Genomic DNA, 24,033 nt, shown 5'->3' on the forward strand with positions numbered 1-24,033 from the left:
CCCCCGTCCACAGCCTGTGGACGGGGGTTCGGCGTTCTGCGCCGCACGGGGAGGTGCGCGGGTCCGGAAAGCACTACGGGCCACGGCGCCGACACGGGACCCTCAGCCCATGCGGCACCGCAGCCCGGAGCTGTCGTCGGGCGCCGGGCCGATCGAGAACTGTGCGGGGTCCTCGCTCGACGGCGTCCGACCGAGGAGCGGCCGCGCGCGGTCAGGGCAGTTGCGCGGTGGCCTCTCCTTGGTGCCCTTTCATTGTGGACTAGACCAATCTGGGTTGTCCAGGGCTCCCCGAAAATTGGTCTGGACAACTTGGCGGGCGCCCCGCCGGACGGGTGCGAGGGGCCCCGCCCGCACGGCTGGAGCTACGCTCGCCATGTGCCCTCGCTGAACGAACTCGTCCGCCGCCACACCACCCTGACCGGTGCCGATGTGGAGTGGCTCCACCTCCTGGTCTCGGAGTGGCAGCTGCTCTCCGACCTCTCCTTCGCCGACCTGGTCCTGTGGATCCCCACCTGGGACGGCATCCGGTACGTCTCGGTGGCCCAGATGCGGCCCAACACGGGCCCGACCTCCTACCAGGACGACATGGTCGGCCACCTCGTCCCGCGCGGCCGCCGGCCGCTGCTGGACGCCGCCTTCGACGAGGGGCGGATCGTGCGCGAGGGCGACCCGGAGTGGCGCGAGGAGGTGCCGGTGCGGGTCGAGTCGATCCCGGTCCGGCGCGAGGGCAAGGTGCTCGGCGTGATCGCCCGCAACACCAACCTGCTCACCGTCCGCACCCCCAGCCGGCTCGAACTCACCTACCTGCAGAGCGCCTCCGACCTGGCCCAGATGATCGCCGCCGGCACCTTCCCGTTCCCCGGGGCCGACCAGGCCGACATGGACGCCGCCCCCCGGGTCGGCGACGGCCTGATCCGGCTGGACGCCGACGGCGTCGTCACCTACGCCAGCCCCAACGCGCTCTCCGCCTACCACCGGCTCGGCCTCACCACCGACCTGGTCGGCAGCCACCTGGGCAGGGCCACCGCCGAGCTCGTCCCGCCCTCCCGGGCGGCCGTGCACGAGGCGCTGGTGAAGCTGGCGAGCGGCTGGGCGCCCCGCCAGACCGAGGTGGAGGTGCAGGGCGGGGTGGTGACCCTGCGGGCCATCCCGCTGAAGCCCAAGGGCACCCTGACCGGCTCCCTGGTGCTCTGTCGGGACGTCACCGAACTGCGCCGGCGCGACCGCGAGCTGATGACCAAGGACGCCACCATCCGGGAGATCCACCACCGGGTGAAGAACAACCTCCAGACGGTGGCCGCGCTGCTGCGGCTGCAGTCCCGCCGGATGGACTCCGACGCCGGCCGGGCCGCGCTGGACGAGGCGGTCCGCCGGGTCGGCTCGATCGCGATCGTGCACGAGACGCTCTCCCAGGCGCTGGACGAGCAGGTGGCCTTCGACGAGATCGCCGACCGGGTGCTGGCGATGGTGATGGAGCTGTCCCAGGACGGCCGGGTGGCCACCCGCCGCAGCGGCAGCTTCGGCATCCTCTCCGCCGAGGTGGCGACCCCGCTGTCGATGGTGCTGACCGAGCTGCTGCAGAACGCGCTGGAGCACGCCTTCGGCCCGTCCGCCTCCGGCAACCTGGAGGTCTCCGCCCTGCGCGGGCGGGCGCCGGCCACCGGTATGGGCTGGTCGGACAGCTGGAACGGCGGCGCGCGGCCGGAGGAGTACCTGCTGATCACCGTGCAGGACGACGGCCGGGGCATGCCGGAGGGCTTCGACCCGCAGACGGCGGGCAACCTCGGGCTGCAGATCGTGCGCACCCTGGCCACCGGCGAGCTGGGCGGCACCTTCGACATGGTGGCGGGGCCGAACGGCGGCACCAAGGTGATCCTGGAGATCCCGGTGCCCTGATGCATCGAGGGGTACGCAGGGGGCGCGTGTCCGGGGAGGGCGCCGTGCGTGCGCACCCTGCCCCGGCGCGCCGGGGTTCCGCGCACCCTGCCCCGGCGCGCCGGAACCCGGGCCCGCGGACGCCCCCGGGCGGAGCGTGAGTACGGGCGGAAACAGAAACGAGGCCCTGCCGACCGGGGGGGGTGGGTCGGCAGGGCCTCTCAACCCGTTCCGGCCGTCGGGGGGAGTCGGCCGGAGCGGGGGCTCTAGGTGGGACGACACCTCACCAGTGCGTTGCACACGGTGAGCGCCACAGCTCCACAATATTGCTCTAAGTGAACAGTATCAAGTGCCTGGGCGGCCCGGTGTCGTCGGACCTCATGGAACAAGGTCCTTTGTGCGGAAGGCTTCACCAGGAAGTGCAGGGAAGCCCTTGATCATGAGTTGATCGGCAATGCGGTCACTGCTGGTAATGCGGCGTGTGATCAGGCGGTGCGGGCGCGGTTGCGGGCAGCGCGGCGCTTCATCGCGCGACGCTCGTCCTCGCTCATACCGCCCCAGACGCCGGCGTCCTGGCCGGTCTCGAGCGCCCACTGCAGGCACTGCTCCATGACCGGACAGCGGCGGCACACGGCCTTGGCTTCCTCGATCTGCAGCAGAGCAGGACCGGTGTTCCCGATCGGGAAGAAAAGCTCCGGGTCCTCTTCGCGGCAGACAGCGCGGTGGCGCCAGTCCATGGTCGTCCAACTCCTCCTGCCGGCGGGGGTCACCCGATCGGCATAATCGATGGCTTGTGAATGTGAACGCTTTCACGAATCCCGCAACAGCAAAAGAGACCAAAGGCCCATCGGGCCCGGGTGGTCTGTGCTGGGGAGGGATTCGGCGATTCGAGGGACACTCCGCGGTCGGCCCCCGTCAGGGTCTGAGGTTGCCGTCGCTGCGATGTGTCCCGATCGCCATGTAGAGGTTCGCAAACCTCGGGCCCGGATACAACCCCCTTCAGGGAGGAATTTTTGATTCTTCGGTGTCGCCTAGCTCACAGCCAGTACTTCTATGGAGTGAAGGGGGCTTGTGCGTTCGAGAAGAAGGGCGAACCCCCCTTCCGGTCACACAATCACACGCAGTGCCCGCCGTACGCCTGTGAAACTGACGCGACTCCTGTCTCCAAGGTGGTCCCCGTCCACCTGGAACGGGGCCGGTTCCTCTGAAACCAAGGTGAAGTGTCGGGCGTCGTGATAGGAGACGACGTGCTTCCCGGAGGGGCCGACAGGCCGGGCGTCATTGCTCGAAGGCCCGTACGACCGCAGGATCTGACGGACCGTTCGAGCAGTGCCGAACGCCGTCATCCGGGTGATGCCGAAGATGTCGAGGTCCGTGTCGAAGGAGGCGAGCGGGGACGGATAGACCGGGCGGTTGCCCAGGAACGTCCACGGAGAGGTGTTGCTGACTATCGCCAGCACCAGGCCCGGAACGGGCTCGTGGCCCGCCATCTGCAGGGTGACCGGGCCCGATCTGCGCTGCTCACGCTGGGTGACGTAGTGCCGGAGCGCCTGGCCGATGTAGAGCGCGTGCGTGGACTTGCGCCCCGCCCTGCGCTGCTCCTCCACCCGGCCGACCACACCGGCGTCGAAGCCGAGGCCGGCGGTGAAGGTGAACCAGCGGTCCGGCAGCCCGTCGGTCATCGCCTTGCCCAGGCCGATCGGCCGCTCCCGGCGGTGCTCCAGGGCGTCCAGCAGGGCGCCGGTGGCCTCCACCGGGTCGTTGGGCAGGCCCAGCGCGCGGGCGAAGACATTGGTCGAACCACCGGGCACCACGGCCAGCCGGGGGACCTTCTCGCCCGGCCCGTGCGCCAGCAGTCCGTTGACCACCTCGTTGACGGTGCCGTCACCGCCCAGCGCCACCACCAGGTCGACCGCGCCGTCCTCGGCGGCCTCCCGGGCCAGGTCGCGCGCGTGGCCCCGGTACTCGGTCTGGGCGACCTCCAGCTTGAGGTCGCTGCGCAGGGCGTGGATGAGCACGTCCCTGGTGCGGCCACTGGTGGTGGTCGCCTTCGGGTTCACGACCAGGAGAGCGCGCATGTGCTCAGCCTACGGGTCGGTACGGACCAACCGGCGGCTACCCTGCTGGAGTGACCGCAGAATCCTCCGCACCCGTACCCGCGTCCGGCCCGGCCCGGCCCGTGCCCCTGGTCGTGGGCGCCGCCATCACCGCGCTGGAGGGCGCCGCACTGGCCGTCGTCGGCGTCCTCGACATGGTGCACGCCCTGACCTCCGGCGCGAAGAACCTCGGCCTGCACGAGTTCGGCGGGCTGCTGATCGTGCTGCTCGGCGTCTTCCCGCTGCTGGCCGGCCAGGCGCTGCTCAAGGGGCGGCGCTGGGGCCGCAGCCCGGCACTGCTCACCAACTCGATCTGCCTGCCGGTCGCCTACTACATGGGGCAGAGCGGCGGCCCGATGATCGCCGCCGCGGCGGTCATCGGCCTGCTCGGGCTGGTCGGCATCGGCGCGCTGCTCAACCCGAGGGTCACGGCGACCCTCTACGCCCCGCGCGAGGACTGAACCCGGCCGGCCGCGGCAGGCTGACGCCGCGTCGGTCGACCGCCCCCGTGGAGGGGGCGCTTCTCATGGGTGTGCGCCCGGGGCCGAGGCCCCGGGCGCACATCTGCTTCCGGCACTGCTCCGCGGTGCCTACTCCTCGACGAGGAGCTTCTCCCGCAGCTGCGCCAGCGTCCGGGCGAGCAGCCGGGAGACGTGCATCTGCGAGATGCCCACCTCCGCGGCGATCTGCGACTGGGTCATGTTCCGGAAGAACCGCAGCACCAGGATCTTCTGCTCGCGGGGCGGCAGTTGGGCCAGCAGCGGCTTGAGGGACTCGCGGTACTCGACGCCCTCCAGCGCCTCGTCCGTGGCGCCGAGGGTGTCGGCGACGGCCGGCGACTCGTCGTCGCTGTCCGGGACGTCCAGCGACAGCGTGGAGTACGCGTTGGCGGACTCCAGGCCCTCCAGGACGTCCTCCTCGGAGATCCCCAGGTGCTCGGCCAGTTCGTGCACCGTGGGGGAGCGTCCGTGCCGCTGCGAGAGCTCGCTGGTCGCCGTGGTCAGCGACAGCCGCAGCTCCTGGAGCCGACGCGGCACCCGGACCGCCCAGCCCTTGTCACGGAAGTGCCGCTTGATCTCGCCGACGATGGTCGGCGTCGCGTAGGTGGAGAACTCCACCCCGCGCTCGTGGTCGAAGCGGTCCACCGACTTGATCAGGCCGATGGTGGCGACCTGGGTCAGGTCGTCCAGCGGCTCGCCCCGGTTGCGGAACCGCCGGGCCAGGTGCTCGACCAGCGGGATGTGCATGCGCACCAGCTGGTTGCGCAGCTCGACGCGCTCCGGGGAGCCGTCGGGCAGCGAGGACAGCCGCACGAACAGCGCCCGGGCCGCCTCCCGGTCCGGCGCACCCGAGCGGTGCGGGGCCTGGGCGGGCACCGCACTGCGCAGTACCTCGGCCGCCGGCTCCTCGGGGGACGGCGGGGGCGAGGGCGTCTGCGACGGTTCGGACGTCGGCTCGGTCGGCTGGCTCATCCGGTGGGCGTCCTTCGGGTGCGCTTCGTCGTTGGCGGCGAGGCCGGGAACGCTCGCCTGGGTCGGTACGGCAGGGCCCGCCGTCGCGAGGCCGGTACGGTCCAGATCACTCACGGCCATTCCCCCGTTCCGTTCCGGGAGCACCGGGACCGTGGGGCGGCCCCGGATTCGTCTCGTTGGTCGTACCGCGTGGTGGGCGGTACCGGGAGCCGTCCGCCGGCCCCTGGCGGGGTGCCGGGCGGACGGCCCTTGTTCGGTGCTGCTGCGCTACCGCACTAGTGGGCGACGGACCCGCCGCGCTTCTTGTGCAGGCTGATCGACACGGTCTTGTCCTCGCCGACCGACGAGTCCACCTCGCCGGCCAGGGCGGAGAGCACCGTCCAGGCGAAGGTGTCCCGCTCGGGGGCCCGGCCGTCCGTGGTCGGGGCCGAGACGGTGACCTTCAACGAGTCGCCGACCAGCCGGAACTCACAGGACAGGACCGAGCCGGGCACCGCCTGCTGGAGCAGGATGGCGCAGGCCTCGTCCACCGCGATCCGCAGGTCCTCGATCTCGTCCAGCGTGAAGTCCAGCCGGGCCGCCAGCCCCGCCGTCGCTGTTCGCAGCACCGAGAGGTAGGCCCCCGCCGCGGGCAGCCGGACCTCCACGAAGTCCTGCACTCCGGGCTCGCCGTCGATCTGGGACACCCTCACCTCCTGGGTGACGCGCTGTGCTTCCGGGCCGGTGGCCGCGGCACTGTCTGTTGCTTGGCTCAACTGCTTCGCCCCAACTGTCCAGAGGGGTGGTGCGGTACGTACCGGTCATACCCCTGGCCGGACGCCGCGCATCCGCCCGAGACGTTACCGTTTCCGGCCCCGGTGCGGGAGTCACTCATGGTAAGCCATCGCGACACAGGGTGGCAGTGGTCGGACCGGACTTGCAAGGGGCTGCTCAGCGCGCGCCGGCGGCGGCGAGTGCGTCCCCGGTGAGCCGGTGGACCGTCCACCCGTCCATCGGCACCGCGCCGAGCGACTTGTAGAAGTTGATCGAGGGCTCGTTCCAGTCCAGCACCGACCACTCCACCCGGGAGTAGCCGCGGTCCACGGCGATCCGCGCCAGTTCCAGCAGCAGCGCCTTGCCGTGGCCGCCGCCGCGGGCCTCCGGGCGGACGTAGAGGTCCTCCAGGTAGATGCCGTGGGTGCCGCGCCAGGTCGAGAAGTTGAGGAACCAGACCGCGAAGCCGACCGGCTCACCGGTGGTGTCGTCCTCGGCGATCAGGCCGAACAGCGCCGGGGCGGCGCCGAACAGCGCCTCCCGCAGCTGCTCCTCGGTGGCCACGGCCTCCTCGGGCGCCTTCTCGTACTCCGCGAGTTCGCGGATCATGGCGTGGATGACCGGGACATCGGTGACTGCGGCGGTGCGGATCATGCCACGAGCCTACTGGGCCGGTCCGCCGTCGTCCCAGGACTTGTTCTCGTCCCAGGCCTGGACCGAGGTCTGGTCGACGATCCGGCCGTCCCGCAGGTCGGCGATCGAGCTGACCAGCACCCGGATCCCGTCGGGATAGCGGCAGGACTCCAGGAAGGCCACGTGGTCGCCCTGGAGCACCACCTGCTCCAGCCGGTGCGTCGTCTCGCGGCCGTAGGCGTCGCTCAGCATCGCGCCGATCTCCGCGCGGCCGTGCACCACGAGCGGGTGGCTGGGCTGGGTCTTGCGGTCGACCATGCGCAGTTCGGCGTCGTCGGCGTAGAGCGCGAGCAGGGCCTCGGCGTCGCCGCGTTCGATCCCCTCGCGCAGCGCCCGGGTGTCGAAGGCGGGCGGCGCCGCCGTGGTGGTCATGATGTCGCTCCTCCGGTCGCTTCCGTCGGCTCGTACCTTCGAGCGTACGCCCGCCGCGGGGCCGGTCAACCGGCCGTCACACCGCGCAGATAGGCCGCGAGCGCGGTGATCGCCGCCGGGTTGCGGGGGCTCTCCACCAGGTCGACGTAGTCCAGGACGAAGATCCGGTCGTTCCTGATCGCGGAGACCCCGGCCAGCGGCGGGAAGGACTTCAGGAACTTCCGCTTCGCCTCGGCGCCGGTCTCGCCGTAGTTGTTGATCACGATCACCTCGGGGTTGCGCTGCACCACGCTCTCCCAGCCGACGGTGGTCCAGGAGTCGGCGAGGTCGCCCATCACGTTGCGCCCGCCGGCCTTGGCGATGATCTCCTCCGGTGCGGCGAACCGCCCGGAGGTGTACGGCTTGTCCTCGCCGCTGTCGTAGAGGAACACGCTCGGCCGCTGCTCGGGCTGCGGTACGGCGGCGACCTGGGCCCTGAACCCGGCGATCAGCCTGTCGGCCCGGTCGCGGACGTCGAAGATCTCGCCGAGGTTGGCCAGGTCGGTGTACAGCGCGTCCAGCGGGGACATCACCCCGCGCTCCGGGCCCTTGCCGCTGCGGCAGGACTCGCTCAGCACGTAGGAGTCGATGCCGAGCCCGGCGAGCGCCTGCGGGGTGAAGCCGTCGGCGTCGCTGAAGCCGTAGTGCCAGCCGGCGAAGACCAGGTCGGCCCTGGCCTCCAGCACGATCTCCTTGGTGATCTGCTGCTTGGAGAGCCACGTGGTCCCGGCGTAGCCGTCCTTCCAGGCCACCTTGTCGACCTGGCCCTTCTCGTCGGGCATCACGTAGCCGGCCATCCGGTCGGCGAGGCCGAGCGCCAGCATCAGCTCGGTGATGCCGACGTCGTTGGTCACCACCCGGGCGGGCTTCGTCTTGAAGGTCGCCTTGGCGCCGCAGTTGTCGACGGTCACCGGGTAGTGGGCGGAGCCGGCGGCGGCACCGCCGGCGGGGGCGATCTCCGCGCCGCAGGCGGTCAGGGCGAGGGTGAGCAGGGCGGCGGTGGCAACGGCCTTGGTACGCATACGAGGTCCTAGGGTCGGTCGAGCGGGTCGAGCGGGTCGAGGCGGTCGAAGAGCAGGTGGACGGCGCCGGTCAGCGGATGCCGCACCGGGGTGGCGCGCACGCCGAACACCTCGGCCAGCAGCGCGGGTCGGAGCACCTCGGCGGGCGGCCCGGAGGCCACGATCCGGCCGGCCTCGATCACGTACAGCAGGTCGCAGTGGCCGGCCGCCAGGTTGAGGTCGTGCAGCGCGGTGAGCACGGTCGGCCCGGCCTCCCGGACGAGGGCCAGCACCTCCAGCTGATGGCCGATGTCCAGGTGGTTGGTGGGCTCGTCCAGCACCAGCACCCGCGGCTCCTGGACGAGCGCGCGGGCGATCAGCACCCGCTGCTTCTCTCCGCCGGACAGGCTGAGGAAGCCGCGCCCGGCCAGGTGGTCCGCGCCGGCCCGGCGCAGTGCCCCGGCGCAGCGCTCCGCGTCCTGCGCGCTCGGTCCGGCGAAGGCGCCGCGGTGCGGGAGCCGGCCCATGCCGACCACCTCGGCCACCGTGAAGTCGAACTCGGCGGAGTGCTCCTGGGGCAGCGCGGCGACCCGCCGGGCGGCCTCGCGCGGGGCGAGCGCGTGCAGGTCGGCGCCGCCCAGCCGGACGGCGCCGGCGGCGGGCCGCAGCGCCCGGTAGACGCAGCGCAGCAGCGTCGACTTGCCGCTGCCGTTCGGCCCGACCAGGCCGACCACCCGGCCGGCGGCGGCGCTCAGGGTGATGTCGTGGACCAGGCGGGTCCCGGCGAGGTCGACCGAGACCCGGTCGAGGTCGATGTCCATCAGCGGCCTCCGAAGGTGTAGCCGCGACGGCGCATCAGCAGCAGGAAGCAGGGCACGCCGAGGACGGCGGTGACCACCCCGACCGGCAGTTCGGCGGGGGCGAGCACCACCCGCGAGACGATGTCCACCCAGACCAGCAGCAGCGCGCCGGCGAGCGGGGCGACCAGCAGCACCCGGCGGTGCCCGGCGCCGACCAGCATCCGCGTCAGGTGCGGCACCATCAGCCCGACGAAGCCGATCGCGCCGCTGACCGCGACCACCGTGCCGGTGACGGCGGCGGTCACCACGAACAGCTCGCGGCGCAGCCGGTCGGCGTCCACCCCGAGCGAGGCGGCCGTCTCGTCGCCCATCGCGAGCGCGTCCAGCCGCCCGGCCGAGCAGGCCAGGTACGCCAGGCCCGCCAGCACGGTGGCGGCGGCGATCGGCACCGAGCCCCAGGTCGCCCCGCCGAGGCTGCCGAGCATCCACATCATGGCGCTGCGGGCCGCCTCGCCGCGCGCGGCGCCGAACACCATCAGTGCCGTCACCGCCGAGAAGCCGTAGGACATCGCGGTGCCGGTGAGGACCAGCCGCAGCGGAGTGAGGCCGAAGGCGGACCGGGCGGCGGCGTACACCAGCACCATCGCCAGCAGGGCCGCGCCGAAGGCGGAGACCGACAGCGCCCAGACCCCGAGCGAGGCGAGGGCGCCGAGCAGAAGGACGGCGTTGGCGCCGACCGCCGCACCGGAGGAGATGCCGAGCACGAACGGGTCGGCGAGCGCGTTGCGGACCATCGCCTGCACCGCGACGCCGGTGGCCGCGAGTCCGGCGCCGACCACGGCGGCCAGCACCGTCCGCGGCAGCCGGATCTCCCAGACGATCGCGTACGCGGCGGCCTCCTCGGCCTCCAGCCGACCGCCCGTCAGTCCGGCGCCGAGCAGCCGCAGTACCCGCGCCCAGCCGAGTCCGGAGGCGCCCAGGGCCACCCCGCAGACCATGGACAGCAGCAGCGCCGCGGCCAGGGCGGCGGCCAGCGGTACGACGGGTATTCGGCGGAGCGGTGCGGTCGCTGCGGTGCTCAACGGGGGCGCGCCTTAGCCTCGGGCGGTGGTCCGGGCGGGGGCGGCGGGCCGGGGCATCAGGGTGTGCCGGAGCGCCATCCCCTCGCAGTCCACGGCGAGTTGTCGGGAGGTCAGCGCCCCAGGGCGATCGGGCTCGCGGGGCCGGGGCCCCGCCTACCGTTGCGGGTCAGCGCCGGATTCGCACCGGACTTCCCCCTCGGGACGCCCTGGCAGCATAACAACTGCTCGGGCCGGTCAACCCTTACCGGTGCCGGGGCGGAGCCTCCCGGGAACGTTCGGAAGACCGGGAGCGCCCCGGAACGCACGACCGCCCCCGTCCGGCGGGCCGGAGGGGGGCGGTCGAAGGCGACTGAGCGGCGATCAGGCCTGCTTGGTCTCCCAGAAGATCTTGTCGACCTCGGCGATCAGGTCGAGCAGGGCCTGGCCGGTGGCCGGGTCCGTCGACGCCTTGGCGGCCGAGGCGGCCTTCAGGGTGTCGTTGATCAGCTGGTGCAGCTGCGGGTACTTCTCGAAGTGCGGGGCCTTGAAGTAGTCGCTCCACAGCACCGAGATGTGGTGCTTGACGGCCTCGGCGCGCTGCTCCTTGATGATCAGGGCGCGGGTGCGGAACGCCGCGTCCTCGTTGGCCTGGTACTTCTCCTGGGTGCCCTTCACCGACTCGGCCTCGATCCGGGCCTGCGCCGGGTCGTACACGCCGCAGGGCAGGTCACAGTGGGCGTGAGCGGTGGCACGCGGTGCAAACAGACGAGAGAACATGGGAGTCCTTCCTTAGATCGTCTTCCCGCGCCCGAGATTACCCCTCCGGCCACCGGGTTTCGCGATCGGGCAGTCGGCCTAGGGCAAAAGGCGGAGCCGGAACCGGGCCAATCCGGACATCGGCGGGTGACGGTCCGTACGGCACACTGGGACGCGGCGAGCCGGGAGGAGGAGTCGTGGCGCGGATGGTGCAACCGGAGGGCGGCACCCCGGGGGGTGTCGCCCCGTTCGGGCTGATCGACGTGGCGGGCGACTCGATGGTGCCCACCCTGCGCGAGGGCGACCAGCTGGTCGTCCGGTACGGCGCGCGGATCAGGCCGGGTGCGGTGGTGGTGTTCCGCCACCCGTTCCAGCAGGACCTGCTGGTGGTGAAGCGGGCCGGGGCCCGGCGGCCGAAGGGCTGGTGGCTGCTGTCGGACAACCGGCCGATCGACAGCGACAGCCGCAGCTACGGCGCGGTGCCGGACGAGCTGGTGCTCGGCCGGGTGCTGCTGCGGCTGCGGCCGTGCCCGGCCTGGCTGGCGCCGGGCCGGCGGCTGGAGCGGCTGCTGCTCCGCGGCCCGCTGGCCCGGGTGCCGGGGCTGGCCCGCCGACTCGGGGTCTGGGTGGACCCCGACGAGTTCTGAGGCAGCTCGGGGCCAGGGCGTGTTCGCAAAGTCGCCGCGGACCCGGCGGGACTTTGCAAACACCCCGCACGGACCTAGGAGGCCGCAGCGGCCTCCTGGGCCTCCAGGCGCTTGCGGGCCCGGTACGCGGCGACGTTGGCGCGGGTGGCGCAGCGGTCGGAGCAGTAGCGGCGGGAGCGGTTGGTCGAGGTGTCCAGGTAGGCGTTGCGGCAGGGCGCGGCCTGGCAGATGCCGAGCCGGTCGGCGCCCAGCTCGGTGAGGTGGACGGCCAGGCCCATGCAGGCGACGGCGCTGAAGTGCGCGGTGGCGGTGGGCGAGTTGTCGGCGAGGTGCAGGTGCCAGCGGGGGCGGCCGGCATCGTCCAGGTAGTCGTGCCCGGAGACCAGCGGGCTGACGGGGTACTCCATCAGCAGGCTGTTCAGCAGGTCGACGCCCCGGATCTCGTCCCCCTCGGCGGCGGCCTCGAAGACCCCGCGCAGCCGGGTGCGGACGCCGCGCAGTCGCGGCAGGTCCGCCTCGTCGGCGAGCGCGGCGGCCCGCGAGGAGTCGGAGAACAGGCCGCGGACGGCCTCCACCGAGGTCAGCGAGTCGGTGCCGCGCTCGGGTTCCTCGGTGTTGACCAGCCGAACGGCCAGGTCTGCGTACGAGGCGAGCTCCACGGTGGTCCTTTCAAGCGTTGGTAACGGGCTTAGTGCCTCCAGCCTATTACCTTGGCGGGGCAAACGCAGGGCGCCCGGCAGGACCGGCCTGCCGGGCGCCCAGGGGGTGCGCTCAGAGCACCTTGGAGAGGAACGCGCGGGTGCGCTCGTGCTGGGGGTCGGTGAGCACGTCGCGCGGGTTGCCGGCCTCGACCACCACACCGCCGTCCATGAACACCAGCGCGTCGCCGACCTCGCGGGCGAAGCCCATCTCGTGGGTGACGACGACCATCGTCATGCCCTCCTCGGCCAGGCCGCGCATGACGTCGAGGACGTCGCCGACCAGCTCGGGGTCGAGCGCGGAGGTGGGCTCGTCGAAGAGCATCAGCTTGGGCTTCATCGCGAGCGCGCGGGCGATCGCGACGCGCTGCTGCTGGCCGCCGGAGAGCTGGGACGGGTAGTTCTTCGCCTTGTCGGAGAGGCCGACCCGCTCCAGCAGGACCATCCCGCGCTCCCGGGCGGCGGCCCGGCTCTCGCCCTTGACCTGCACCGGCGCCTCGATGACGTTCTCTATGGCGGTCATGTGCGGGAAGAGGTTGAAGCGCTGGAACACCATGCCGATGTCCTGGCGCTTGAGCGCGACCTCGCTCTCCTTGAGCTCGTAGAGCCGGTCGCCCTTCTGCCGGTAGCCCACCAGCTCGCCGTCCACCCAGAGGCGGCCGGCGTTGATCTTCTCCAGGTGGTTGATGCACCGCAGGAAGGTCGACTTGCCGGAGCCGGACGGACCGATCAGGCAGAACACCTCGCCCTGCCGGACCTCCAGGTCGATGCCCCGGAGCACCTGGACGGACCCGTAGGACTTGTGGACGTCCTCGGCCCGGACCATGGGGCCGCCGGCGACGGCGTCGGCGGGCGTCTTGGTCAGATCGGTCATACGTGACCACCTCCCTCAAGCCCCGGGACCACGTCGGTGCTGGTCTTCGGGGTGGGCTTCCCGGCGAACATGCGCCGCAGTCGCTGCAGCGGGGTGGGCGGGAGGGTCCGGTTGGAGCCGCGGGCGTAGTGCCGCTCGATGTAGTACTGGCCGATGGTCAGCAGCGAGGTGAAGAACAGGTACCAGAGGCTGACCACGATCAGGATCGGGATGTTCTGGTACGTCCGAGAGTAGATCACCTGGCCGGCCCGGAAGATCTCCTCCAGCGAGATGACGCTGACCAGCGAGGTGGTCTTGAGCATCGAGATGGTCTCGTTGCCGGTCGGCGGGATGATCACCCGCATGGCCTGCGGCAGGACGATCCGGCGCATGGTGGTGAAGCGGCTCATGCCGAGCGCGTGCGAGGCCTCGGACTGGCCCTCGTCCACCGACTGGATGCCGCCGCGGACGATCTCCGCCATGTAGGCGGCCTCGTTGAGGCCCAGGCCCAGCAGGGCGGCGACGAAGGTGGGGATCAGGACGTTGGTGGACTCGGACCAGAACTCCGGTCCCCACGGCACGCCGATCGAGAGCTTGGCCCAGATCAGGCCGAGGAAGTTCCAGAACACCAGCTGCACCAGCACGGGGGTGCCGCGGAAGATCCAGATGTAGATCCAGGCGGTGCCGGAGAGCAGCGGGTTCGGGGAGAGCCGCATCACCGCGAGGATGATGCCGCCGACCACACCCATGACCATGGCGAGCGCGGTCAGCTCCAGCGTGACGAGCATGCCGTGCACGATGCTGTCGTGGAAGAGGTACTTCCCGACGATGTCCCACTTGAAAGCGGGGTTGGTGAAGAGGGCGCTGAGCAGCATCGCGGCGAGTACGGCGATGACGACGGCGCCCACCCAGCGTCCGGGGTGGCGGACCGGGACGGCCTTGATGGTCTCAGGCCGTCCCTTGTCCGCCTTCCCCTTGTCCAGAGAGTTCACGGTGTGGCCTCGGGGGAGAGAGAAGGCAGGCGGACGGTCAGCTGACGGCACCGTTGACGGTGGACTTGTCGATCGCGCCGGCCTCGACGCCCCACTTGGCGAGGATCTGCTTGTAGGTGCCGTCGTCGATCAGCGACTGCACGGCGGCCTGCACGGCGGGGGTGAGCTGCGAGCCCTTGGCCAGCGCCACGCCGTAGGGGGCGACGCCGTAGGTGGAGCCGACCTTCTCCAGCTGGCCGCCGGACTGCTTGATCGCGTAGTCCACGACCTGGGAGTCGGCCATCAGCGCCTGGTCGCGACCGGAGACGACGGCGTTGGTGACGTCCGTCTGGAGGTCGAACTTGTCGCCGTCGTTCTGGATGCCCGGCTTGCCGGCCTTGACGCAGTCCGGGTTGCGGGTGTCCTTGATCTCGTCGGCCTGGGTGGTGCCGGTCTGGACGGCGACCTTCTTGCCGCAGAGGTCGTTGGGGTCGATCTTGTCCGGGTTGCCCTTCTTGACCGCGATGGCGCTGCCGGAGTTGAAGTAGGTCACCATGTCGACGATCTGCTCGCGCTCCTTGTTGTCCGTGAAGGACGACATGCCGAGCTGGAACTTGTTCGACTGGATGCCCGGGATGATCGCGGTGAAGCCCGAGTCCTGGACGTCGGCCTTGAGGCCGAGCTTGGCCGCGATGGCGTTGGCCAGGTCGACGTCCATGCCGATGATCTTGCCGCTGTCGTCCTTGAACTCGTCCGGCGCGTAGGAGGCGTCGGCGCCGACCACGAGCTTGCCGGAGGACTTGATGTCGGCGGGGACGAGGGCGACCAGCTTGTCGTCGGCCTTCACCGCGCTGATGCTGGCGCCGGCGTTCGGTGCGCCACCGCCGTCGTCCGTGCTGCTGCTACAGGCGGTCAGGGCGAGCGAGACGGACGCGACTACCGCGCCGGCCGCGAGGAGACGGGTGCGCTGGGTACGGGCGGTCATGGGGGGATCTCCTCCTGAGGGAGAGGTCGGGCGGAGCGCGCCGCGGGGGAGCGGCACACCGGGGCGGCAGGTCGTACGTCGCTGTACGGGTGCGTTTCGCTGTACGTCGTCGTACGGGCGGGGCCGGTCGTGCGTGGCCTGGGCAGGAGGTGCGCAGGGTGGTGCCTGGTGCTGCTGTCGCCACCCTCCGCCGAGGTGGACGTTGACCGAACCGCCTCGACCAGTGGCCGGCTCGATCCGAGATGGGGGGAATCCTGCCATCTGATGACGGTCGGGTGGCCCTCATTCAGATCAAAATCGGATAACGGGGGCCCGCGCTGTCCGCTATTCGGACGAATACCGTGTCCCTGTCACCCTGTGTATAAGTATGCAGATCTCCCTGCACTGTGCCCGGAGGCCCGCCCGTGGGCCTGCGGGATTGGGCCGCCCGCGTGGGGGCGGCCCCTGCCCCTCGGATCCCCTCCGCGGGACCCTGTTCGGGCCCGCAAGGATGCCGCCCGGATCCGGCTCGGATCCGGCTCAGATCCCGCCGTTGACCACCGCGTTCTGGGCCGCGCCCGCGCTCACGTTCCACTTGGCGAGGATCTTGTCGTACTCGCCGCTGCGGATCAGCTGGTCGACCGCCTTGACCATCACGTCCCGCAGCGCGGTGTCCTCCTTGCGCAGCGCGATCCCGTACGGGTTGGACTTGGACTGCGCGCCGGTCACCTCGAAGCGGGTGCCGCCGTCGGTGCTCTTCGCCGCGTAGGCGGCCACCGGGAAGTCGTTGAGGCCGGCCGCCGCGGCGCCGGACGCGACCTCGGCGAGCGCCTTGGCGTCGTTGTCGAACTTGTGCACGGTGAGGGGCTTGCCGGTCCGGGCGCAGGCCAGCACCTGGCGGGCGATGATCTCGTCCTGGGTGGTGCCCTGCTGGAGGGCGACCGTCCGGCCGCAGAGGTCGTCCAGGGTGTGGATGGCCTTGGGGTTGCCCTTCGGGACGATGATCGAGGTGCCCGCGATGAAGTAGTCCACGAAGTCCACGCCGGGGTTGACCTGCTTGCCCGCCTCGTCGGTGCCGTCGCGGCGCTGGCGGATGTCGCTGAGCGCGGACATCGCCATGTCGTACTGCTTGGCGTGCAGGTTCGGTATCAGCTTGTCGAACGGGGTGTCGGCGATCTCGATCCGCAGGTCGAGGATCTTGCCGAGCGCGGTGGCGATCTCCGGGTCGAGGCCGTCCGGCTTGCCGTCCGCCCCCCGGAACTCCACCGGGGCGTAGTTGAGGTCCGTGCCGATCCTGAGCACACCGGCGGAGCGCTGGGCCTTCGGGACCTTGCCGCGGATCTCCTGGACCGGGTCCTTGGCAGTCTCCTGGCCGCCGCCGCAGCCGGTCAGCAGCAGGGCTCCGGCGGTGGCCAGCGCCGCGCAGGCGGCGGCCGGGCGGCGCAGGTGGGGGCGGTGGTGCATGAGGAGGCTCCTGTGGGAGGGGTGTGGTGTCGCCACAGCGGCGCGGGGGTGTACGCAAGGTGGCGGAAAAGGGATCCTCCCATCCCACCCTGCCGGGCCGGGCGGCGGGTATGTCAGAATTCGGTACCGGGTGACCCCCGACGCTCGAACCCAGACCGCCGAGTCGCGACAGGCTCGGGGTGCGCAGGAACGGAAGTCCACGACGCCGACTCCGCATCCGAGGCACCGGATTCCCTCCGTGTCTGCAGTTCACTCCTGCGGGTGCGTGTACTTTCTCGCCATTGCCGCCGCCGGAGCCCGGCGCCTGAAGACGCCCGGCGCCGTCATTTGGCCGCAAGGCTGATGAAATGCACGTGACGAGGACGAAAAGGCATAGGTGCGATGCCGTCGTTCGACCTACGCTCGGCCCGAAAGCACAGCGCAGACAACTAGAAACACAACCCTCACCCGAGGGCGCCGCCCCGACGGCAGCGCCCCGACCCCCGTCCCCGGGTCCGCTTCGGCGACCCGGTTTCCGGTTTCCGGCCGGGGTCGTCCGCCCGTCGGCCACGCGTCCTCGCTGATCAATGACGAAGAGGTCATCGTGGCAGCGGAGATCATCCACAGCAGCACTCAGGACACCGACGATCCGGTCGACGCCGTTTTCGCGCTCCACCGCGGCGGCAAGATGGAGGTCCGGGCGACCGTCCCGGTGCGCGACGCGGACGACCTGTCCCTCGCCTACACCCCCGGTGTCGCCCGGGTCTGCACGGCCATCGCCGAGCAGCCCGAGCTGGTGAACGACTACACCTGGAAGGCCAACACGGTGGCCGTCGTCACCGACGGCACCGCGGTGCTGGGCCTCGGCGACATCGGCCCGGAGGCCTCCCTGCCCGTCATGGAGGGCAAGGCCATCCTGTTCAAGCAGTTCGGTGGCGTCGACGCCGTCCCGATCGCGCTGGCCTGCACCGACGTGGAGGAGATCGTCGAGACCGTCGTCCGGCTGGCCCCCTCCTTCGGCGGCGTGAACCTGGAGGACATCTCCGCGCCCCGCTGCTTCGAGATCGAGCGCCGGCTCCAGGACGCCCTGGACATCCCGATCTTCCACGACGACCAGCACGGCACCGCGATCGTCACCACCGCCGCGCTGTGGAACGCCGCCAAGGTCACCGGCCGGGAGATCGGCTCGCTGCGCGCGGTCATCTCCGGCGCCGGCGCGGCCGGGATCGCGATCGCCAAGATGCTGGTCGCCGCCGGCATCGGCGACGTGGCCGTCTGCGACCGCCGCGGCGTGGTGTACGAGGGCCGCGGCGACCTGACGGACGTCAAGGCCGAGATCGCCGCGCTGACCAACCGCACCGGCGTCAAGGGCTCGCTGGCCGACGCGATGGCCGGCGCCGACGTCTTCATCGGCGTCTCCGGCGGCACCGTGCCGGAGGAGGTCGTCGCGACCATGGCCGAGGGCGCGTTCGTCTTCGCGATGGCCAACCCCACCCCGGAGATCCACCCCGAGGTGGCGCACAAGTACGCGGCGGTCGTCGCCACCGGGCGCAGCGACTTCCCGAACCAGATCAACAACGTGCTGGCCTTCCCCGGCATCTTCGCCGGCGCGCTCCAGGTCCGGGCCACCCGGATCACCGAGGGCATGAAGCTGGCCGCCGCGAAGGCGCTGGCCAACGTGGTCGCCGACGAGCTGACGCCGCAGCGGGTGATCCCCTCGCCGTTCGACGAGCGGGTCGCCCCGGCCGTCACCAAGGCCGTGGCCGAGGCCGCCCGGGCCGAGGGCGTCGCCCGCCGCTGACCGCCCTGCGGCACAGCCGGCCGGGGCCGGGACGCGCGTCACACCCACGCGCGGTTCCGGGCCCCGGCCGTCGCCGCTATCGTCCGGACCATGTTTGCTGCCTACGCCGCACGAATCGATGCCGACGACCCGCTGAGCGGGCTTGAGCTGGGCGAACTCCCCGAACCGCAGGCCCGTCCCGGGTGGAGCGTGGTCACGGTGAAGGCCGCCACCCTCAACCACCACGACCTCTGGTCGCTGCGCGGGGTCGGCCTGCCCGCCGAGCGGCTGCCGATGATCCTCGGCTGCGACGCCGCCGGTGTCGACGAGCACGGCAACGAGGTGGTCGTCCACTCGGTGATCGGCCAGAGCGGCCACGGCGTCGGCCCGGACGAGCCGCGCTCCATCCTCACCGAGCGCTACCAGGGCACCTTCGCCCAGCAGCTGGCCGTCCCCACCTGGAACCTGCTGCCCAAGCCCGCGGAGCTCAGCTTCGAGGAGGCGGCCTGTCTGCCCACCGCCTGGCTGACGGCCTATCGGATGCTGTTCACCAACGCCGGGGTGAGGCCCGGTGACACCGTGCTGGTGCAGGGCGCCGGCGGCGGTGTGTCGACGGCGCTGGTCGTCCTCGGCAAGGCGGCCGGCCTGCGGGTCTGGGTCACCGGCCGGTCCGAGGCCAAGCGCGCCCGGGCCGTGGAGCTCGGCGCCGACGCCGCCTTCGAGAGCGGCGCCCGGCTGCCCGAGCGGGTGGACGCGGTGATGGAGACGGTCGGCGCCGCCACCTGGTCGCACTCGGTGAAGTCGCTGCGGCCCGGCGGCACCATCGTCATCTCCGGTGCCACCTCCGGCCCCAGCCCGCGCGCCGCCGAGCTGAACCGGATCTTCTTCCTGGAGCTCAAGGTGGTCGGCTCGACCATGGGCACCAAGGAGGAGCTGGCCGGGCTGCTCTCGCTCTGCACCACCGCCGGTGTCCGGCCGGTGATCGACTCGGTGCTGCCGCTGGCCGAGGCCCGGGACGGCTTCGCCCGGCTGGCCAAGGGCGAGGTCTTCGGCAAGATCGTGCTGAAGCCCTGAGACCCCTACCGCTGGGCTAGGCCTTGCCGGGACGGCGGACGGCCGGGTCGGCATCCCGCCGACCCGGCCGTCCTCCCGTGCGTCCTCCCGTGCGTCCTCCCGTGCGTCAGCCCAGCAGGCGCCGCAGCCGCTCGCCCGCCGCGCCCAGCACCGCGCGCGCCTCGGCGAGCCGGGCGTCCGTCACCCCGCCGTCCCGGGCCGCGTCCCGGACCTGGTCGCGGAAGCGGTCGAGCAGCCGCTCCAGCTCACGGGCCGGGTCGCCGGCCGGGTCGGTCCGGGCCCACGGCGGCAGGTCGGCGGAGCCGGTGGGCGGCTCGTCCTTGTCCAGGTCGATCCGGGTGACGTCGACCTTCTCGGCGGCCGGTGCCCCGCCCTCCGCCGAGTGCCCCCAGCGGGCCGCGTCGGCCAGCCCGGCCAGACCCCTGGTCAGCTCGGACAGCCCCTCGGCCAGTCCGGTCGACCAGTCGCCCTTGGCCGCGTGCTCGCGCACCTGCTGCTCGACCCGGCGCTTGAGCCGCAGCGCCTCCTGCTGCGCCGCCGTCCGGGCGGCCCTGGACTGCTCGCGCAGCCGGCGGGCCTCCTCCTCGGCGGCCTTCGCCTTGGCCTTGGCGGCCTTCTCCTGGTCCTTGGCGCGCTTGGCCTGCTCCTTGGCCTGGGCCTTGAACTGGGCGAACTCCTCCTTGGCGCGCTGCCAGGCGTCCCGGTCCCCCCACGGGCCGGCCCACGGGTCCCCGCCCTCGGCGCCCTCCGCCCCCGGCTCCGCCTTCCGCGCCTCGCGCGCGGCGCCCCAGAGCTCCTCGCGGAGGTCCTTGGCGCTGTCCCGGACGTCCTCGCGGATCGCCCCGGCGAGCTGGGCCACCGAGTCGCGGATCTCCAGCTCCAGCTCGTCCAGCTCGCTGCGGCGGGCCTCCAGCTCCGCGCGCCCGGCGTCGGTGAGCCGGTAGACCTTGCGGCCGCCCTCGGTGCTGTGGGTGACCAGGCCCTCCTGCTCCAGCTTGGCGAGCCGCGGGTACACGGTGCCGGCCGAGGGGGCGTACAGCCCCTGGAAGCGCTCCTCCAGCAGGCGGATCACCTCGTAGCCGTGCCGCGGGGACTCGTCCAGCAGCTTCAGCAGGTAGAGCCGGAGCCGGCCGTGGCCGAAGACGGGGGTCATCTCAGGCCTCCTTGGTGAGGTCGGGGCCGGCCGGGAGCTCCTTGACGACCACCGGGCCGTCGTCCTCGGGGTCGGGGCGGTGCAGCACGGTGACGGCGCCGGAGACGGTGGTCACGGAGAGGCTGCCCTTGCCGTCGCCGAGCTGGCCGGAGAGCCGCTTGGCCCCCCAGGTGCCGCCCACCTTGAGCTGCTCGAAGGTGCTGGACACGTCGCCGCTGTTGGTGCCGGCCTCGACCTTGGTGTCGGCCAGCGAGGGGAGCCGGACGCCGACCGCGCCGCTGACCGTGGTGACCTTGATGTCGGTCGGGGTGGCCACGTCGAGGTCCAGGGTGACGGCGCCGGTGACGGCGTTGGCCTGCACCCTGTCGGCGGTCGCGGCGACCACGGTGAGCCGGCCGGAGACGGTGTTCAGCTTGAGCTGGCCGGCCACCGACTGGGCGTCCACGTCGCCGGTGATGGTGTTGGCGTCGGTCCGGCCGGTGAGGCCGACCAGGGTGGCGTCGCCGTTGGCGCTCTGCACCGAGACGTGCCCGGACACCCCGGAGACGGTGGCGTCGGCCGAGACGGTGCCGACCTTGACCTCGGCGGCGGCCGGCACGGTCAGCGTGACGGCGGCGCGGCGCTTGCGCTTGAACGAGGAGAAGAAGCCCTTGACCGAGTCGACCGACTTGAGCACGTCGCCGAACTCGTTCCAGCTGCTGAGGTCCTTGTAGGTGACCGTCAGGACACCGTCCACCAGGGTGACGTGCAGCGGCTCGCCCTGGAGCTCGGTGACCTCCAGGCGGGCCGGGCCCTCGGCCGCGACCACGTTCACCGTGCCGTCGATGATGCGCACGTGCAGCGCGCGGACCGCCTCGTCGATGGTGATCCTGTCGGGTCCCTCGACCGTCCACTGGCTCATCTCTGCCGCCTCCCGTTGTGACTCGCGATGTATCGCGTTCTCTTTTAAAGACGATATATCGCGTGACGGCGAAGTCAAGGGATCCGGCCCGGAGCCCGTCCCGGACCCGCCCCTGAGTCATCCCGGAGGCACCCCCGAGGCGTCCCCGAGGCGTCCCGTACGGGGCGCATGCGAAAGGCCCGGAAGGCGGCTGCCTTCCGGGCCCTTCGAGCGGGGGTCACCGCGTCACTCGTCGTCCTCGTCGTCGAGCCGGGCCAGCCAGGTGGCCAGCCGCTCGACCGGGATCTCGAAGTCGGGGTTGAGGTCGACGAACTCGCGCAGGCGCTCGGCCAGCCACTCGAAGGTGACCTCCTCGTCGCTGCGCCGGTTCGCCAGCTCCTCGATGCCGCGGTCGGTGAAGTACACGGTTCACTCCGGGTCCGGTGGGGATTCGACCTGGTCAGGATAGTCCCGTCCGGGACCGTCCCGGCCAGGGCCTAGCTGGCCCGCCAGGTGCTGATGGTGATCTTGGCGGTGCCGGTGGTGGAGTCGGCGACCTCCACCGCGCCGACGGCGATGTTGTGGGTGACCCGGTCGCGGATGCAGAGCAGCCGGCCCGGCGCGACCCGGTTGAACGACAGGTCGGTGTCGGGGCGGGAGTCGATCGCGACGGCGCACTGCTCGGGGGTCACGGTGGCATCGGTGATCACCGCGAAGTCCGACTTCTCGTCGCCGAAGCTGGTGAAGGCGTTGGCCTTGTTGCTGCTGCCGGAGGCCGTCACCCCCAGCCCCCACTTGAGGTCGTTGCCGCGCGGCACGACCGTGCCGGCCACCAGGTCGATCCGGTAGGCCTCCGAGGAGTAGTCGGCGCCCGGGATGGACAGCGACTTCTTGTCCAGCAGCGGGGAGTAGCCGGTCGGCCGGGCCGGCGCCGTGACGCCGTTGCTCGCGGACCTGGACGGCGAGGGCTCGGCCGTGAACGGGTCGCCGGTGGTGCTCGGGGACGCGCTGGGCGAGGCCGCGGAGGCCGGCGGAGCGGTCTTGGCCGGCGCCGGGGCGGGCGTGGTGGCGGCGCTGCTCGGCGGCGCGGCGTCGGCGGACGAGGAGCTCTTGTCGTTGTTCTTGGTCATCTTGCTCATCAGGACGACACCGCCCGCGGTGCCGCCGACGGCCATCACCAGGGCGACGGTCAGCAGCACCTTCCAGGAGACACCCTTGCGCCGGGGCTCCGGCGCGGGGGCCGGGAGGTCGGCGACCACCGGGCCCGGTGGCGGGGTGTCGAAGGAGGGCGGCTCCTGGCGCAGCTGCATGGTCGGCGGGGAGGACAGCACCGGGCCGGTCGGGGCCTCGGTGCCGGGCTGCGGCGGGCCGTAGGCGCCGAGCGGCGGCGGGGTGAAGCCGGGCGGCGGGGTCGCCGGCGGCTGCTGCGGAGCGCTGTACGAGACGGCGGTGGCCGGGTGGGTCGGCTGGCCGAGCGGCTGCGGGGGAGCGGTGGGCGGCCCGGCGGGGGCCTGCGGCACCGTCGGCGCGCTGGTCGGGGCGGCCGGCAGCGGGGTCGGCGGGGTCCTGGGGAGGTCCGAGCGGCGGGTGATCTCGGTGTTGACCTGCCGGGGCAGCCAGTCGTCGGCGAACCGCAGCTGCCCGCCGACCGACGGGTGGTTGCGGGCGATCTCGATGATCTCGGCGGGCGTGGGCCGGTCCTCCGGGGACTTCGCCAGGCAGCGCAGGACCAGCTCGCGCAGGTCGCCGGGGACGGCGCTCAGGTCGGGCTGCTCGTGCACCACCCGGTAGAGCACGGCGGTGTCCGGGCCGTCGCCGAACGGCGCGGTGCCGCTCGCCACGTACGCGGCCAGCGCGCCGAGCGCGAAGACGTCGGTGGCCGGGGTGACCCGGTGGCCCTGGGCCTGCTCGGGCGACATGAACGCGGGCGAGCCGATCCGGTAGCCGGTACCGGTCAGCGCGGTGGCGTCGGCGGCCCGGGCGATGCCGAAGTCGATGACGCGCGGGCCGTCGCCGGCCACCAGCACGTTGGCCGGCTTGAGGTCGCGGTGGACCACCTCGACGCTGTGGATCGCCTGCAGCGCCTCGGCGACGCCGCCCAGCAGCAGCAGGACGGTACGGACCGGCAGGGCGCCGTTCTCCCGCACCACCTGCTGCAGGGACGGGCCCGGCACGTACGCGGTGACCAGCCAGGGGGCGTCCGCGTCCAGGCCGGAGTCGATCACCTGGGCGGTGTAGAGCCCGTGGATGCGCTGGGCGTTGGTGACCTCCTGGGCGAACCGGCGGCGGAACTCGCCGTCCTCGGCGAACTCCGGACGGACCACCTTGAGCGCCACCGGGCGGCCGCCCGGGGTGTAGGACAGGTAGACGCGGCCCATGCCGCCGGCGCCCAGGCGGGCGAACAGCCGGTAGCCGCCGACCTCCCTCGGGTCCTCGGGGAGCAGGGGCTGGAAGATCGGCGGGAGAGGTGAGGCGGCGGAGCCGGGAGGCGTGTCGGCGGTCATGCGGTGATCCCCCTGGGAGAGCGGTGAGGTCGTTCGGCCGGCGCCGGGGCGCTTGGACGGGCGCGGACGGCGATCCGACGAGGGACAACCTATCGAGCCGTCAGCTCGGCACGCAGTCCGGTGGCCGTTTGGTTGCAGAGCTGGGACC

General features: G+C 72.1%; 24 protein-coding genes and 1 riboswitch. Of the genes, 5 read left to right on the top strand and 19 right to left on the bottom strand.

From position 1 onward, the window contains the following. The first annotated feature begins 375 nt into the window (after positions 1 to 375). Entirely contained in the window at positions 376 to 1,896 is a 1,521-nt protein-coding gene (locus ACFVVX_RS14090) for a sensor histidine kinase (RefSeq protein ID WP_387945049.1), read from the top strand. A 464-nt stretch (positions 1,897 to 2,360) separates the two neighbouring features. Here ACFVVX_RS14090 and ACFVVX_RS14095 read toward each other — a convergent pair whose 3' ends face one another. Then, entirely contained in the window at positions 2,361 to 2,612 is a 252-nt protein-coding gene (locus tag ACFVVX_RS14095) for a WhiB family transcriptional regulator (RefSeq protein WP_014138019.1), read from the bottom strand. Positions 2,613 to 2,981: 369 nt separating this feature from the next. Beyond that, entirely contained in the window at positions 2,982 to 3,953 is a 972-nt protein-coding gene (locus ACFVVX_RS14100; RefSeq protein ID WP_387945051.1) for a diacylglycerol/lipid kinase family protein, read from the bottom strand. A 50-nt stretch (positions 3,954 to 4,003) separates the two neighbouring features. Between ACFVVX_RS14100 and ACFVVX_RS14105 the strand changes: the two genes are divergently transcribed. Then, on the top strand, positions 4,004 to 4,432 hold the full coding sequence (locus tag ACFVVX_RS14105) for a hypothetical protein (RefSeq protein WP_387945053.1): 429 nt from the start codon (positions 4,004 to 4,006) through the stop codon (positions 4,430 to 4,432). A 129-nt stretch (positions 4,433 to 4,561) separates the two neighbouring features. Here ACFVVX_RS14105 and ACFVVX_RS14110 read toward each other — a convergent pair whose 3' ends face one another. The 8 genes from ACFVVX_RS14110 to sodN all read right to left on the bottom strand — a co-directional run bounded on the left by ACFVVX_RS14110 (position 4,562) and on the right by sodN (position 10,939). Then, entirely contained in the window at positions 4,562 to 5,557 is a 996-nt protein-coding gene (locus tag ACFVVX_RS14110) for an RNA polymerase sigma factor SigF (protein ID WP_387945055.1), read from the bottom strand. 161 nt (positions 5,558 to 5,718) lie between these two features. Then, the gene (locus ACFVVX_RS14115; RefSeq protein ID WP_387945057.1) at positions 5,719 to 6,129 is read right to left on the bottom strand and encodes an anti-sigma regulatory factor; all 411 of its coding nucleotides are present in this window, start codon (positions 6,127 to 6,129) and stop codon (positions 5,719 to 5,721) included. A gap of 244 nt (positions 6,130 to 6,373) precedes the next feature. Next, on the bottom strand, positions 6,374 to 6,850 hold the full coding sequence (locus ACFVVX_RS14120; protein ID WP_387945059.1) for a GNAT family N-acetyltransferase: 477 nt from the start codon (positions 6,848 to 6,850) through the stop codon (positions 6,374 to 6,376). 9 nt (positions 6,851 to 6,859) lie between these two features. Beyond that, positions 6,860 to 7,261: a nuclear transport factor 2 family protein gene (locus ACFVVX_RS14125; RefSeq protein ID WP_387945061.1), complete on the bottom strand. Its 402-nt coding sequence runs from the start codon at positions 7,259 to 7,261 to the stop codon at positions 6,860 to 6,862. Positions 7,262 to 7,326: 65 nt separating this feature from the next. Further along, entirely contained in the window at positions 7,327 to 8,322 is a 996-nt protein-coding gene (locus tag ACFVVX_RS14130) for an ABC transporter substrate-binding protein (protein WP_387945063.1), read from the bottom strand. Positions 8,323 to 8,330: 8 nt separating this feature from the next. Continuing rightward, positions 8,331 to 9,122 (bottom strand): ABC transporter ATP-binding protein, encoded by a 792-nt coding sequence (locus tag ACFVVX_RS14135; RefSeq protein ID WP_387945065.1) that lies wholly within the window; start codon positions 9,120 to 9,122, stop codon positions 8,331 to 8,333. Then, positions 9,122 to 10,099: a FecCD family ABC transporter permease gene (locus tag ACFVVX_RS14140; protein WP_387945386.1), complete on the bottom strand. Its 978-nt coding sequence runs from the start codon at positions 10,097 to 10,099 to the stop codon at positions 9,122 to 9,124. The genes ACFVVX_RS14135 and ACFVVX_RS14140 overlap by 1 nt, the downstream gene beginning before the upstream one ends. Positions 10,100 to 10,287: 188 nt before the next feature. Further along, positions 10,288 to 10,407: riboswitch (cobalamin riboswitch) on the bottom strand. 136 nt (positions 10,408 to 10,543) lie between these two features. Next, a complete protein-coding gene (gene sodN / locus ACFVVX_RS14145; protein ID WP_387945067.1) occupies positions 10,544 to 10,939 on the bottom strand; it encodes a superoxide dismutase, Ni in 396 nt (131 codons plus the stop codon). A 185-nt stretch (positions 10,940 to 11,124) separates the two neighbouring features. Here sodN and sodX point away from each other — a divergent pair, with 185 nt between their 5' ends. Next, on the top strand, positions 11,125 to 11,565 hold the full coding sequence (gene sodX / locus ACFVVX_RS14150; protein ID WP_387945069.1) for a nickel-type superoxide dismutase maturation protease: 441 nt from the start codon (positions 11,125 to 11,127) through the stop codon (positions 11,563 to 11,565). Positions 11,566 to 11,639: 74 nt separating this feature from the next. Here the strand turns inward: sodX and ACFVVX_RS14155 are convergent, their stop codons facing one another. The 5 genes from ACFVVX_RS14155 to ACFVVX_RS14175 form a co-directional block, all read right to left on the bottom strand. Further along, positions 11,640 to 12,224, bottom strand: a complete 585-nt coding sequence (locus ACFVVX_RS14155) for a CGNR zinc finger domain-containing protein (protein ID WP_387945071.1) — start codon at positions 12,222 to 12,224, stop codon at positions 11,640 to 11,642. A gap of 112 nt (positions 12,225 to 12,336) precedes the next feature. Then, positions 12,337 to 13,137, bottom strand: a complete 801-nt coding sequence (locus tag ACFVVX_RS14160; RefSeq protein WP_387945073.1) for an amino acid ABC transporter ATP-binding protein — start codon at positions 13,135 to 13,137, stop codon at positions 12,337 to 12,339. Beyond that, complete coding sequence (locus tag ACFVVX_RS14165; RefSeq protein ID WP_387945075.1) at positions 13,134 to 14,108, bottom strand: amino acid ABC transporter permease; 975 nt, start codon at positions 14,106 to 14,108, stop codon at positions 13,134 to 13,136. The genes ACFVVX_RS14160 and ACFVVX_RS14165 overlap by 4 nt, the downstream gene beginning before the upstream one ends. Before the next feature lie 37 nt (positions 14,109 to 14,145). Continuing rightward, complete coding sequence (locus ACFVVX_RS14170; protein ID WP_387945077.1) at positions 14,146 to 15,072, bottom strand: ABC transporter substrate-binding protein; 927 nt, start codon at positions 15,070 to 15,072, stop codon at positions 14,146 to 14,148. 519 nt (positions 15,073 to 15,591) lie between these two features. Beyond that, positions 15,592 to 16,515 carry an ABC transporter substrate-binding protein gene (locus ACFVVX_RS14175; protein ID WP_387945079.1) on the bottom strand — a complete coding sequence of 308 codons (924 nt, stop codon included), beginning with the start codon at positions 16,513 to 16,515 and terminating at the stop codon, positions 15,592 to 15,594. Positions 16,516 to 17,098: 583 nt separating this feature from the next. Between ACFVVX_RS14175 and ACFVVX_RS14180 the strand changes: the two genes are divergently transcribed. Both ACFVVX_RS14180 and ACFVVX_RS14185 read left to right on the top strand, forming a co-directional pair. Continuing rightward, a complete protein-coding gene (locus ACFVVX_RS14180; RefSeq protein WP_387945081.1) occupies positions 17,099 to 18,295 on the top strand; it encodes an NADP-dependent malic enzyme in 1,197 nt (398 codons plus the stop codon). Positions 18,296 to 18,385: 90 nt separating this feature from the next. Continuing rightward, the gene (locus ACFVVX_RS14185; RefSeq protein ID WP_387945083.1) at positions 18,386 to 19,348 is read left to right on the top strand and encodes a zinc-binding dehydrogenase; all 963 of its coding nucleotides are present in this window, start codon (positions 18,386 to 18,388) and stop codon (positions 19,346 to 19,348) included. A 106-nt stretch (positions 19,349 to 19,454) separates the two neighbouring features. Here ACFVVX_RS14185 and ACFVVX_RS14190 read toward each other — a convergent pair whose 3' ends face one another. The 4 genes from ACFVVX_RS14190 to ACFVVX_RS14205 all read right to left on the bottom strand — a co-directional run bounded on the left by ACFVVX_RS14190 (position 19,455) and on the right by ACFVVX_RS14205 (position 23,885). Then, on the bottom strand, positions 19,455 to 20,501 hold the full coding sequence (locus ACFVVX_RS14190) for a helix-turn-helix transcriptional regulator (RefSeq protein WP_387945085.1): 1,047 nt from the start codon (positions 20,499 to 20,501) through the stop codon (positions 19,455 to 19,457). A gap of 1 nt (position 20,502) precedes the next feature. Further along, a complete protein-coding gene (locus ACFVVX_RS14195) occupies positions 20,503 to 21,402 on the bottom strand; it encodes a DUF4097 domain-containing protein (RefSeq protein ID WP_387945087.1) in 900 nt (299 codons plus the stop codon). 225 nt (positions 21,403 to 21,627) lie between these two features. Continuing rightward, complete coding sequence (locus ACFVVX_RS14200) at positions 21,628 to 21,807, bottom strand: DUF6104 family protein (RefSeq protein WP_387945089.1); 180 nt, start codon at positions 21,805 to 21,807, stop codon at positions 21,628 to 21,630. A 71-nt stretch (positions 21,808 to 21,878) separates the two neighbouring features. Continuing rightward, complete coding sequence (locus ACFVVX_RS14205; RefSeq protein WP_387945091.1) at positions 21,879 to 23,885, bottom strand: serine/threonine-protein kinase; 2,007 nt, start codon at positions 23,883 to 23,885, stop codon at positions 21,879 to 21,881. Positions 23,886 to 24,033 lie beyond the last annotated feature (148 nt).

It is taken from the genome of Kitasatospora sp. NPDC058170 (assembly GCF_042883905.1).
Classification (GTDB): domain Bacteria; phylum Actinomycetota; class Actinomycetes; order Streptomycetales; family Streptomycetaceae; genus Kitasatospora.